Genomic DNA, 12,767 nt, shown 5'->3' on the forward strand with positions numbered 1-12,767 from the left:
CCCCTGTCCATCGAAGACTACGTGGTCCAGTCGATGCCGGACGCGAGCCCCACACTGTGGCACTTGGCACACACGACATGGTTCTTCGAGACCTTCGTGCTCAAGCCTCACTGCCCTGGCTATCACCCATGGTCCGAAACCTTTGAGTACCTTTTCAATTCCTACTACAATTCCGTCGGGCCGGCCTTTCCAAGGCCACGCAGGGGCTTGCTGACGCGGCCAACCGTGCGCGAGGTCATGCGCTATCGCGCCTACGTGGACGAGCACGTGCTCGCACTGCTCGAACGTGGCCCCCCCAACGTGGCGAGCGTGGTGGAACTGGGACTGCAGCACGAACAGCAGCACCAAGAACTCGTCTTGACCGACCTCAAGCACTTGCTTTGGTGCAACCCCTTGCGCCCGGCCTACGTCGACCGAACGGATGGGTCGCTGGGATCGGTCGTGCTCGAGCCACGCTGGTGCGAAGCCGCGGGCGGCGTGCACGCTGTGGGTCACACTGGAGCCGGATTCGCTTACGACAACGAGCTTCCTCGCCACCGCTGCCTGCTGCAGCCCTACAGGATCGCGGGCGAACCGGTGAGCTGCGCAGCATACATGGAGTTCATCGCCGAGGACGGCTACGACCGCCCGGAATTCTGGCTCGCAGACGGCTGGGAGCGCATCAAGCGCGAGCAATGGCAGGCGCCCCTGTACTGGGAGCGCCGTGGCCGCGAATGGTGGACCTTCACCCTCCAAGGCATGCAGCCTGTGGAGCCGGCCGCACCGGTATGCCACGTGAGCTACTTCGAAGCGGATGCCTACGCGCGCTTTCGCGGGGTGCGGCTCCCGTCCGAAGCCGAGTGGGAGGTGGTGGCGCGCCCGCTCGAGGTGTGCGGCAACTTCGTGGAGAGCCGCAGGTTGCGTACCGCGGCGGCCCCGCGTCTAACCGTTCCATCGGTGACCGACCCCGAGACCCGCCGCACGCCCCGGCAGCTGTACGGCGATGTATGGGAGTGGACGGCCACGCCGTATCAGCCCTATCCTGGCTATCAGCCCGTAAACGGTGCGCTGGGCGAGTACAACGGCAAGTTTATGTGCGGCCAGTTCGTGCTGCGCGGGGGCTCGTGCGTGACTCCGAGCTCGCATGTGCGAGCCAGCTACCGCAACTACTGGCCCCCTCAGACTCGCTGGCAGTTCACGGGCATCCGCCTAGCCGCCTCTGTTGCCACGTAGTAGCCACCGAACCGCGCCTGCCACCGAACCGCGCCTAGCCACCAAACCGCGTCGTAGCCGCCGAACCGCGTCGTAGCCAGCAAACATAGAGCGACCATGCAGCCACACACGCCCCGACACGCCGACCGTAGCTCCGGTCCCAAGACCGCTCCTCGCTGCCAGGGGCGTCGCTGCCCCGCCATTCGCGCGCCGCTGAGCCGGTTCTTCGGTCCGTCGCTGATGCTGAGCCTGCTGCTGTCCGCCAGCGGCGCGCACGCCTACCGCGGCTCCGGCGCAGTTCGTTTCGATGCACACGTCAACCTGGGCTATGCCGACTCGCTCGGGGTCGGGGCGAGGGTCGACATTCCGGTGGCCACGCGAGGTCTGTTGCGCACCGCGAACGACGAACTGGCGCTCAGTCCGGGCGTCACCTTGCTGTTTGCGCAGGATGGTGACATTGGAATCTGGTTTCCAGTGGTTTTGCAGTGGAACTTCTACGTCGACCGCGACTGGTCGCTGTTCCCGGAGCTCGGCCTGGCGCTCGCCGCGGAGCGGAACCTAACGGTGCGCCCAACCTTGAGCATGGGAGGCCGCTATCACTTCGCCTCCCTCACAGCCTTCTTGTTCCGAGTGAATTGGCCGTTGGGGTTGCAGCTAGGCGTCACCTTCTAGTGGCCGAGCAGGACGTATCGAGCAAGCGGCCAAAATCGATCGCTACTACGTCGGTGACGAGCACGATGTGGGGCTCGGTGAACGAGCTCCTGGACGATGAGCTCGTCGAGTACACAATTCCAGACAAGCCCAGCAGCCGGTTGCAGAAATACCGTCTCACCGACAAGGGGCGCCGCTGGCTGGAGGCGCGATGGCAAAAGCAAAGCTCAAGACGCAGCCGACCCGAACGAGCGTTGCAGCGTTTCTGAACGGGATTGCCGACGACGACCGCCGGCGCGACTGCAAGACGATTGCCAAGCTCTTGAAGGACGTATCGGGCAAGCGGCCAACGATGTGGGGCTCCGCGATCGTCGGCTACGGCAAGTATCACTACAAGTACGACAGCGGCCGCGAGGGCGACTTCTTCCGCATCGGCTTTTCACCACGCAAGCAGGACATCACCATCTACATCATGCCGGGCTACACGAATTACGATCACATCCTCGCGAAGCTTGGCAAGCACAAGAAGGGCAAGTCGTGCCTCTACATCAAGCGCCTTGCCGACGTCGACATGAAGGTGCTCGAGCGTCTGGTGCGAGCCGGCTGGAAGGACATGCAAAGGAGATATCCGGAGTGAAAAGCGTCGGCGCAAAACCTACGGTGGTCGATCAAGATGCCGTCTCCAGAGACTGGCGTGTCCGCGGGTTCTCGGGACGTGAGCAAGGGCACCCAGCGCACCATCGATTGGAGGCCCGATGGCTGCGCTTGTTCGAAATCGCCTGATTCTCGCCGCCTCCGACGTTCGCGCTGGGTAGCATTGGATCGAACTCGGCGGACGGATACGTAGTGAGTGACCGATGCCCGTCGAGAAGCCCAAGCCGCGCTACTTCGCGACCCCGGACAAACTGCGAGCGTGGTTTCGCGACAACCACAAAAAGGCCGGGCACCTGTGGGTGGGCTACTGCAAAAAGGGGACCGGCAAAGCGAGCGTCACCTGGCCCGAGTCGGTCGATGAGGCGCTCTGCTACGGCTGGATCGACGGCATCCGCAAGAGCGTGGACGACGGGCGCTACACCATCCGCTTCACCCCGCGCCGGCCCGGCAGCAATTGGAGCAAGGTGAACATCGAGCGTGTGGCGGCGCTCGAGGCATCGGCTCACATGCGTGCCGCGGGTCGCAAAGCGTTCGAGCGCAGACACAAGGGCGGCGTGGTCGGTTACTCCTACGAGGACGCGCAGCGTGCGGAGCTGCCCGCCGCGCACAGGCGCCGCTTGCGCGCCAACGAAAAGGCGTGGGCGTTTTTTGAAGAGCAAGCGCCGTGGTACCGGCGCGGCGCGGTGTACTGGATCACCAGCGCCAAGCTCGAAGCCACACGCGAGAAGCGGCTGCAGACGCTCATTGATTGCTCGGCCGCGGGCAAGAGGGTCCCGCCGCTGACGTCGAGATAGCAATCGACGAACGGGTCGAGAATCCGCCCCTCGCGGTAGCCGTAGAACCGGTCGGCCACCGGAATGAGGATCTTGGCGCCGTGTTACTCTGAGCGCTCCAATTCCTTGGCGCCGAAGACCTTCGAGTAGAAAGTGATCGCGTCGGCCGAGCTCGAAACGATGAGTCGTGGGGTGAGAACGGGTGAATCGTCAGTCATTAGGCTCTCTTCCAAGGCCGAGCTGAATGGCGCTCAGTCGGCTTCGGTCAGGGCGCGGGAGATCTCGCTCGCCGCCCCTTTGAGGAGCTTGAGCACACGCCCAACCACCACCTTGTGGGCAACGCGATCTGTGTGGATCTTCGGAAGGCACGGAACCGTTAGCGCCGCCGCGATCGCGCCCCCCGTGTCCAGCACTGGAACGGAAAGGTCGGTGACCCCGTGAATGACGGTACTCTGCCACACGTGATGTCCTTGTGTGCGGATCCGCTCGAGGGTCGAGGCGAAGCGCTCGTAACGCTTCCGAGACAGCCTAGCCTTCACCGATCGCAGCCAAAGCGCGCGATCATCGGTGGACTTGAGCGCCCCGATGACGTGCCCGGAAGCGGATTCGTGCAAATAGAAGCTGCGCCCCGGCTGCACGAGCACGCCGACGAATCGCGGCCCGTCCACCTGGGCCACCACGACGGCCCGCTGGTTTTCTTGCACGACGAGATGGCATGACTGCTCGCTCTGTTCTGCGAGGCGGCGCATAACGGGCAGCGCCAAATCGATGAGCCTCGCCGTCTGCGGACCCGTGTCCGCTCGCCTGCTGGACTCCGACGCCCGCCTGGAGTCTTGAGCGAGCGCCTCGAGCAGCGTGGCCATGGAGGGCCATCGCTTGCCAGGATCGGCACTGAGGCCCCGCGCCACGATGGCCCTGAGCCAGCCTGGCACCTGCCGGGCACGCTCCGGTGGTAGCTGTGCGTAGTCTTCGATGGCCTTGGCCTGCGACAGTTCGAGCCTGTGACCCTGAAAGGGCCGTCGCCCGTACAGGCCTTCATAGAGTGACACGCAGAAGGCGTACTGATCCGAAGCCTCGCTCGCCGGACCACCTTGCTCGAGCTCCGGCGCCAGATAAGGAAGCGTACCCAGCACCGTGCCAGCCTGGGTCAGGTGCTGATACAGCGGGCCCGTGGAGGGATGGGAAGGAGGGTTGCGGCTGTCGTACGATGGCTCGTCGCTCGAGGACGCCGATCGCCTCGTCGAGACGCTGCGTACGTCGGGCGTGTCACGGCTGCTCGGCGCCGGCTGCTCGCCGGAACCGGCTTCGGGCGGTACGCTCGCATCGTCGTCCAGCCGACGCGCGAGACCGAAATCCATCACGCGAACGCTGCCTTCATCCGAGACCAGGACGTTTTGCGGTTTGAAATCGCGATGAACGAGGCCTGCGCGATGCGCGGCCTCCAGACCGGCGCCTGCCGCCAAGAACACCCTGACTACCGCACGCCACTTGCGTTTGTGCTGCCGAAGCCAAAACGAGAGCGTACGGCCTTGTACAAACTCCGTGGCGATGAACACGCGGCCTTCCATCACCCCTACATCAAAAACGGGTAGCACGTTGGGGTGAGACAGTTGAGCCAACGCCTGCGCCTCGCGCAGCAGCCGGGTGGGCCCCGATCCGTGTTCCGGCCCGGACTCGTCCAGGGCCGCGGTGCGCAGCACCTTGATGGCGATCTTGCGATCCAGATCGGGGTCGTACGCGCTGTACACGAGCCCCATGCCGCCACCGCCCACCGCCTCGAGAATCACGTAACGGCCGAGCTTCTGCCCCGGGCTCAGCAGCTGATCATCCGGTCCTGAGTGATGGCGGCGCGGCTGATCATCCGGTCCTGAGTGATGGCGGCGCGCGGCGGCCAATGCGCCACCACCCCCGACCGTAACGGTTTCGCCGCCGATGGAACGGTCGCGCGGGTCACGCTTCGAAGCCGGTCTCTTCTGTGTCTTCTTCTCAGGCAACTTCTTCTGAGCCACGGTCGGGCACGTCCTGAAATGGGGTACGGCGGCCAGGCGTCGAACTTGGTGCTCGGCGCGCGCCGGCGAGGGCTGTTGCGGCGTTGCTTTCAGGTACCGCGGAAATGGCGTTGCTCCAGGACGAGTATGAGCGCCCGCTCTGCGCTTTCGACTGAGGTCGTCTTGTGTGGCCAAACGTCGGGAGCGACGTAGACTCACGCCTCAGCTGCGCCGTGGTGTGCCCCCCGCAGCGATCGGAACCCTCGGTTCTCCAGACGCTTTACATTTCAACCGTGACACCCTTCGAAAACGCCACGTCATCCAGCATCCCGTGGCACGCCCAGTCCACCGACGCGCTCCTCAGGGAGCTGAAGACCGGCACCTCCGGGCTTTCGCACGCCGAGGCGGCAAAGCGGCTGGCACAACAGGGACCCAACGAGCTCGAGGCAGGGCCGCAGACGTCGCCGTGGTCCATCCTGCTGAGGCAGCTCCAGAACGTGCTCATCGTTGTTCTTCTGATCGCTACGGCGCTCTCTGCCTTCCTCGGTCACACCATCGAAGCCGCTGCCATCACGGTGATCGTAGCCTTTGCGGTCATCCTGGGCTTTGTGCAGGAGTACCGGGCCGAGCGAGCCATCGACGCGCTGCGCAGGATGGCAGCCCCTTCGGCAACGGCGTTGCGTGGCGGCGAATGGATGGAGGTTCCGGCACGCGAGCTGGTCGGTGGCGATCTCATCGCGCTGAAGGCAGGCGATCGCGTTCCTGCCGATGCGAGGTTGATCCAGGTCACCAACCTCAAGACCGACGAATCGGCACTGACCGGAGAGTCGGTGCCCGTTGCCAAGCAGACGGTCGCGCTCGACGCGGACTTGGCGGTTGCCGATCGCACCAACTTGGCCTACTCGGGTTCATCGGTCACGTACGGACGCGGCCGCGCGCTGGTCGTTGCCACCGGCATGAGCACCGAATTCGGCAAGATAGCCCGGATGCTCGCAACGGTGGAATTGGGCCGCACGCCGCTGCAGGACAACCTCGATCGGGTGGGCCGTTCCTTGGCACGGGCGGGGCTGGGCGTGGTCGCTGCGATCGTGGTGCTGGGCGTGCTCCGAGGCAGCGCCTTCATCGAGATGCTGGTCTTCGGGGTCGCGCTTGCCGTGGCCGTAGTTCCCGAGGCCCTGCCCGCCGTGGTCACCATCTCGCTCGCCCTGGGAGTGCAACGCCTGGTCAAGCGCCACGCGCTCATGCGGCGCCTGCCCGCCGTCGAAACACTGGGTAGCACCACCATCATCTGCACCGACAAGACAGGCACCCTGACCAAAGATGAGATGACCGCGCGCAAGATCTGGGTGGACAGCGAGCTGATCGATGTGTCGGGCACAGGCTACGACCCCGCCGGATCCTTCGTGCGCGACGGCCAGCCGTTCGATCCCAGCGAGCCTCTCTTGGCGCTGCTCCGAGCAGGGGCGCTTGCATCCGACGCGGAGCTCGTCAGGCCTGCGCAAGAGCCACGTTGGACGCTGCGGGGGGATCCGACGGAGGGGGCGCTGGTGGTCGCGGCAGCCAAGGCGGGCCTGCACAAACCGGAGCTCGACGCTCGGTTTCCGCGCGAGGATGAGATCCCCTTCACTTCGGAAGCCAAGCGCATGACCACCCTGCATCGGGCACCCGACGGGCGGCTGGCATGCGCCAAGGGCGCGCCCGAGATCATCCTGTCGTCCTGCAGGCGAGTCGCTAGCGGTGCTGCCGTGGTGCCGCTGGACGATCAAACGCGCCAGCGGATCCTGACGGCTGCGCAGGACATGGCCGGTCAGGCGCTGCGCGTGCTGGCCGTCGCATCCAAGCCGGACGCCGAAATCCAGAGCGCCGCACAGGACATGACCTTTCTCGGCCTGGTCGGCATGATCGATCCCCCTCGTGACGAGGTACGAGACGCCCTTCGGACATGCCGAGAGGCGGGCATCGGCGTGCTCATGATCACGGGCGACCACCCGGTGACGGCCCAAGCGGTTGCTCGCGAGATCGGCCTGATCGGCAACGATGGCGGTCGCGCGGTTACCGGACCGGAGCTCGCCGAGATGAGCGACGAGACGCTCGAGCGCGAGATCGAGTCCATCCGGGTGTATGCGCGCGTGTCGCCGGTTCAGAAGCTGCGAATTGTCACTGCCCTGCAGCGCAGGGGTCACGTGGTGGGGATGACCGGCGACGGTGTCAACGACGCTCCTGCGCTCAAGAAGGCCGACATCGGCGTGGCCATGGGCATCACGGGTACGGATGTCACCAAAGAAGCGGCGGACATGAGCCTCACCGACGACAACTTCGCCTCGATCGTGGCTGCGGTCGAAGAGGGGCGCGGTGTCTTCGACAACATCAAGAAGTTCTTGGGCTACCTGCTGGCCTCGAACATCGGCGAGATCGGACTGGTCGGAGGCACGGCACTGCTCGGCATGCCGCTTCCACTAACGGCCGTCCAGATCCTCTATGTGAACCTGGCCACGGATGGGTTGCCAGCGATCGCGTTGTCGGTGGACCCACCGGACCAAGACCTGATGCGCCGGCCTCCGCGGACCAAGCAGTCCAGCATCTTCACTCGTCCCTTGCTGGCGCTGATGCTGGTCGCTGGGCTCTGGTCCACGGCCGTCAACATGGGCGTCTTCGTGTGGGCGCTGAAGAGCGGTCGCCCGGTTGACGACGCCATGACCTTGACTTTCGTCACCCTGGTCCTGATCCAGTTCTTCAAGGCGTACAACTTTCGCTCCGATCGCCATTCGGTAATGCGCCAGCCCTTCAACAACCGCTGGCTGAACCTGGCCATTGGCTGGGAGCTCGTGCTGCTGGGTCTGATCCTCTACCTGCCGGCGCTTCACACACCCTTCGGTACGTTCCCACTGAGCGGCTCGGACTGGACCCTGACCGCGTGCGCCTCGGCCACGATCGTCCCTGCCGTCGAGCTCGCGAAATGGACCATCGGACGCGTGTGGCCCGAGCCCGCTTCGGTCACCAGATAACGCCGGTGCGAACCGCGCGTTCGGAACGTCCCCGAGCGAGGGCTGGGCAGAGCGCAATCGGGCTCGCTACTTCGCAGCCGTGGCCTGCTGCTTGGCAGCGATGCCTTCTGGCGTGGCCGTGCCAGCCTCAACCGCGCCTGCGGTCTTGGAGTTCGTGGCGGTTTCAGCAAGGCGGTTGGTTTCAGCAAGGCGGGCAGCCTCCTGCTTGCGCTTGGCCGACTCCGCTTCGGCCAGCCCCTTGAGGGCTGCGAGACCTTTGTCGTAGTCCTGCTCGATCATGGCCTCCATGTCCATGAACACACCAAAGACCTTGGCCACGAAGTTGTTTTCGCCCGACATCGACCAGGTCACGGAAACCGGTGTCCCATCGCCCTCACCGCTCAGATCGAACTGCGTGTCCGCCTGCGCCTCGAACGGTTGCATGAATTCCAGCCGGCACTTCAGACGCGTCGGCGCGTCGCTCTCGACGATGGTCATGCGGCCCTTGCCGACCTCGTCGTTGCCCTCCCACTCGTAGATAGCGCCCACACCTCGTTCGGGGCCGGAGAACGTCCTCTTCATCGCCGGATCGAGCTTCTCCCAGGGTGACCAGGCTGCCCAGACCTTGAAGTTGTCGAGCTGCTCGAACACGACAGCTGCGGGTGCGTCGATCGTCGTGGAACGCTCGACACGGTAGGCGCCGGGTCGACTCCCCGCATAGACACCGAAAGCACCGATTCCCACGAGCAGCACGAGCAGAGTCTTCTTCAGCATGGCGAGCCTCCTTGTGGCCCTTGACTTGGCACGAAAGGTCGGGCCTGCCAAGGCTGGGCGGCCTGCGGTCGCTGTGAAAGCTCCGACGGCGCCAGTGCCAAGAGGCCAGTCACCGCTCTGGCAAGCAGGGTCGCACTGGCAAGCAGGGTCGCTTGGATGGTACTCAACCGCGATGTGCACATTCCCTCCGCCTCACCCATCACGAACTTGGTTGGCGCTGCTTGCGCTTGTTGCCGCAAGCGGCTGCCGCCCAAGGACAGGGGACGGTCGATCCACGTTGCCGGAGCCTGGCGGCGGCCTGTCCTTTCACCCCTCCCCGGCAAACGCTGACGACGAGCTCGAGCGTAGCGGCGCCGAAAAGGCCGTCGGCAAGAAAGCCGGCGACCAGAAGGACGGCAAGGCGAAGGACGGCGACGAGAAGGACGGCGGCAAGGCGAAGGAAGCCTGGAACGTCGAAGAGCCCCCCGGCCCCAAGAAGCAGGTCAGGATCGACGCCGACGAAGGCACCTGGATGAGCCTGTCGGTGAGCCCCGACGGCAAAACAATCGCATTCGATCTGCTGGGCGACCTGTACAGCGTACCGATGGCTGGCGGCGAAGCCAGATCGTTGACTCAGGGGCTCTCGTGGGACATGCAGCCCGCCTTCTCGCCGGATGGCAAGTGGCTCGCCTTCACCAGTGATCGAGGTGGCGCGGACAACATCTGGGTCATGCCAGCCGCTGGCGGAAAGCCCCTGCAGGTTACCAAAGAGGACTTCCGGCTGGTCAACAGCCCCGCTTGGTCACCCGACAGCCAGTACATCGCGGTACGCAAACACTTCACCAGCCGCCGGAGCTTGGGTGCGGGCGAGATTTGGCTCTATCACATCGCGGGCGGCGAAGGCGTGCAGATGACCGAGAAGCCCAACGACCAGAAGGACGTGGGTGAGCCTGCTTTCAGCCCCGACGGCAAGCACCTTTACTTCAGCCGCGACATGTCGCCGGGCTCGACCTTTCGCTACAACAAAGATCCACACGCCGGAATCTACTCCATTCGCCGGCTCGACCGAGAGGACGGGCGCATCGACACCTTCATTGGTGGGCCTGGTGGAGCGGTTCGCCCGACCCCTTCGCCCGACGGCAAGTCATTGGCGTTCGTGCGCCGAATGGGCTTGCGCACCGTCTTGTTCGTCCACGATCTGAGATCGGGCGCGGAGCGAGCGCTCAGCGACCGGCTCGACCGCGACATGCAGGAGACATGGGCGATTCACGGCGTCTACCCGACACTTGCGTGGACGCCCGACAGCAAGAGCATCGTGTACTGGGCGGGCGGCAAGATTCACCGCGCCGACGTTGCAACCACCAGAGACACGCTGATTCCGTTTCGGGTACGCGATGAACGTACGGTGCTCGAAACGCTGCGACCGAAACAGCGCGCACACCATGAGACCTTCCACACGAAGATGCTGCGCTGGGTGCAGGTCTCGCCTGATGGCAAATCGGTCGTGTTTCAGGCGCTCGGCCAGCTCTGGATCCGGAAGCTGCCCGGGGGCAAACCGCGCCGGCTCACACGCGACAACGACGTCTTCGAATTCTACCCTTCGTTTTCGCGCGATTCCAAGTCCGTCGTGTACGTAAGCTACGACCGCAACGAGCTTGGCTCGCTGCGAATCGTGCCTCGAACGGGCGGCCGCGGCCGTACCATCAGCACCACACCGGGTCACTACAGGGAGCCGACCTTCAGCCCGAGCGGCCGCGTGGTCGTGTTCCGCAAGGCCCGGGGCGGCCCGCTGCTGTCGCCCAAGTGGTCCCACGACCCGGGCCTGTACGCCATCCCCAGCACCGGGCGCGGAACACCCACCCTCGTCAGCCACCGGGGCCACGCCCCTCACTTCGGCGCCGATGAGGACCGGGTGTTCTTCGTTCATACCAAGAAGGAGAAGGACGAACGCATCCGGGTGCTCGCCAGCGTGGAGCTCAGCGGAGCGGAGCCCCGCACCCACCTGCGCAGCGAAAACGCAACCGAGTTCCGCGTGTCGCCGGACGGCAAATGGGTGGCGTTCCGCGAGTTCTTCAACGCCTACATCACTCCGTTTCCGATCACCGGCCGTCCCTTCAAGGTGGGCCCCAAGACCAAGGGCCTGCCTGTGCAGCGCGTCAGCAGGGACGCCGGCGAGTACCTGCACTGGTCAGGCAGCAGTCGTCGACTTTACTGGGCGCTCGGCCCCGAGCTCTTTGCGCGTGATCTCAAGGAGGCCTTCTCCTTCATCGACGGCGCACCCGAGAAACCGGCCAAGCCGCCCGAAAAAGGCACGGACATCGGCTTCGACCGGCGTTCGGACGTGCCCGCGGGCAAGGTGGCGCTGGTCGGCGCCCGCATCATCTCGATGAAGGGCGACGAAGTCATCGACAAGGGAACGATCCTCGTCCGAGGCAACCGCATCGTAGCAATAGGCGAATCGGTCGGCGTGCCCCGCGATGCCCTGAAGATCGACGCAAAGGGGATGACCATCATTCCGGGGCTGATCGACGTGCATGCGCACGGGCCCCAGGGCGAGGGTGGAATCACGCCGCACCAGAACTGGCTGCACTACGCCGAGCTGGCATTCGGCGTGACCACGGTGCACGATCCGTCGGCCAGCACCGCGGCGATCTTCGCGGCAGCCGAGCTCGCTCGCGCCGGACGGATCGTCGCGCCGCGCATCTTCTCCACGGGAACCATCCTGTACGGTGCGAAGGCCCCCTTCAAAGCCAAAATCGACAGTCTCGACGATGCGCGCAGCCATTTGCGCCGCATGAAAGCGGTCGGCGCCTTCAGCGTCAAGAGCTACAATCAGCCGCGCCGCAATCAGCGGCAGCAGGTGCTTGCTGCCGCGCGCGAGCTCGACATGCAGGTCATGCCCGAAGGTGGCTCGACCTTCATGCACAACATGAACATGATCGTGGACGGGCACACCGGTATCGAGCACGCCATCCCGGTCGCCACGGGCTACCGAGATATCCTGCAGCTATGGTCGGCAACCACGGTCGGCTACACGCCTACCTTGGGCGTGGGCTACGGGGGGCTTTGGGGCGAGAACTACTGGTACGCACACGCCGATGTGTTCGACCACGAGCGCTTGAAGACGTTCGTACCGCCATTCGCGTATGAGGGGCGCGCGCGGCGTCGCAAGCTGGCATCGCGCGGCGATTGGAACCACATCCGCCTCGCCACGCTGTGTAAGCGACTGGTGGATGCCGGAGTCGGAGTGCAACTGGGAGCTCACGGGCAGCGCGAAGGCTTGGCCGCGCACTGGGAGCTCTGGATGTTCGCGCAGGGCGGCATGACGCCGCTCGAAGTGATCCGGGCCGGAACCCTGGCCGGTGCCCGCTACATCGGCATGGAGCAGGACCTGGGCTCGCTCGAGCCAGGCAAGCTCGCCGATCTGGTGGTGATCGACGCCAACCCCCTCGAGAACATCCGCCACTCCGATCGCGTGCGCTACACCATGGTCAACGGGCGCCTGTACGACGCGCGGACCATGAACGAGCTAACTGGAGCCAGGCGCAAGCGCCGCAAGTTCTACTGGCAGATGCCCGGCGGCGCGACCCGCCCTGTCACGGCCCCCACGCATCACCAAGGGCCCACGGAAGAATAACTCGTCTGTATCGCCGAGGGCCGGGCGCCGTTGGCAAGGGTGCCGAGGTGTTGCTCGGCCCTCTTGACCGGCTTTGCCGAACCTCAGCCGAGACCCTCGACTGGATCTCCGAGGTGGCCAGCAAGCTGTGGACGAC

The 12,767-nt window shown here is 65.0% G+C and carries 8 protein-coding genes; 6 read left to right on the forward strand and 2 right to left on the reverse strand.

Going from position 1 to position 12,767, the window contains the following annotated elements:
• The 4 genes from egtB to MJD61_04440 all read left to right on the forward strand — a co-directional run.
• Nucleotides 1–1,212: ergothioneine biosynthesis protein EgtB (egtB, locus tag MJD61_04425; GenBank protein ID MCG8554522.1), on the forward strand; the 1,212-nt coding region annotated here is incomplete at its 5' end.
• A 96-nt stretch (nucleotides 1,213–1,308) separates the two neighbouring features.
• On the forward strand, nucleotides 1,309–1,863 hold the full coding sequence (locus MJD61_04430) for a hypothetical protein (GenBank protein ID MCG8554523.1): 555 nt from the start codon (nucleotides 1,309–1,311) through the stop codon (nucleotides 1,861–1,863).
• Nucleotides 1,864–2,053: 190 nt separating this feature from the next.
• Complete coding sequence (locus MJD61_04435) at nucleotides 2,054–2,479, forward strand: DUF1801 domain-containing protein (GenBank protein MCG8554524.1); 426 nt, start codon at nucleotides 2,054–2,056, stop codon at nucleotides 2,477–2,479.
• A gap of 220 nt (nucleotides 2,480–2,699) precedes the next feature.
• Nucleotides 2,700–3,290: a YdeI/OmpD-associated family protein gene (locus MJD61_04440; protein MCG8554525.1), complete on the forward strand. Its 591-nt coding sequence runs from the start codon at nucleotides 2,700–2,702 to the stop codon at nucleotides 3,288–3,290.
• A gap of 230 nt (nucleotides 3,291–3,520) precedes the next feature.
• On the opposite strand, the gene MJD61_04445 is transcribed toward MJD61_04440, so the two are convergent.
• Nucleotides 3,521–5,278, reverse strand: coding sequence for a protein kinase (locus MJD61_04445; protein ID MCG8554526.1), 1,758 nt, complete (start codon nucleotides 5,276–5,278; stop codon nucleotides 3,521–3,523).
• 305 nt (nucleotides 5,279–5,583) lie between these two features.
• Between MJD61_04445 and MJD61_04450 the strand changes: the two genes are divergently transcribed.
• Nucleotides 5,584–8,262 (forward strand): cation-translocating P-type ATPase, encoded by a 2,679-nt coding sequence (locus MJD61_04450; protein MCG8554527.1) that lies wholly within the window; start codon nucleotides 5,584–5,586, stop codon nucleotides 8,260–8,262.
• Nucleotides 8,263–8,328: 66 nt separating this feature from the next.
• Here MJD61_04450 and MJD61_04455 read toward each other — a convergent pair whose 3' ends face one another.
• Complete coding sequence (locus MJD61_04455) at nucleotides 8,329–9,015, reverse strand: SRPBCC family protein (protein ID MCG8554528.1); 687 nt, start codon at nucleotides 9,013–9,015, stop codon at nucleotides 8,329–8,331.
• Between the two features lie 511 nt (nucleotides 9,016–9,526).
• Here MJD61_04455 and MJD61_04460 point away from each other — a divergent pair.
• Nucleotides 9,527–12,631 (forward strand): amidohydrolase family protein, encoded by a 3,105-nt coding sequence (locus MJD61_04460; protein MCG8554529.1) that lies wholly within the window; start codon nucleotides 9,527–9,529, stop codon nucleotides 12,629–12,631.
• Nucleotides 12,632–12,767: the final 136 nt, after the last annotated feature.

The organism is Pseudomonadota bacterium (assembly GCA_022361155.1).
In the GTDB taxonomy this organism is placed as follows: Bacteria; Myxococcota_A; Polyangia; order Polyangiales; family JAKSBK01; genus JAKSBK01.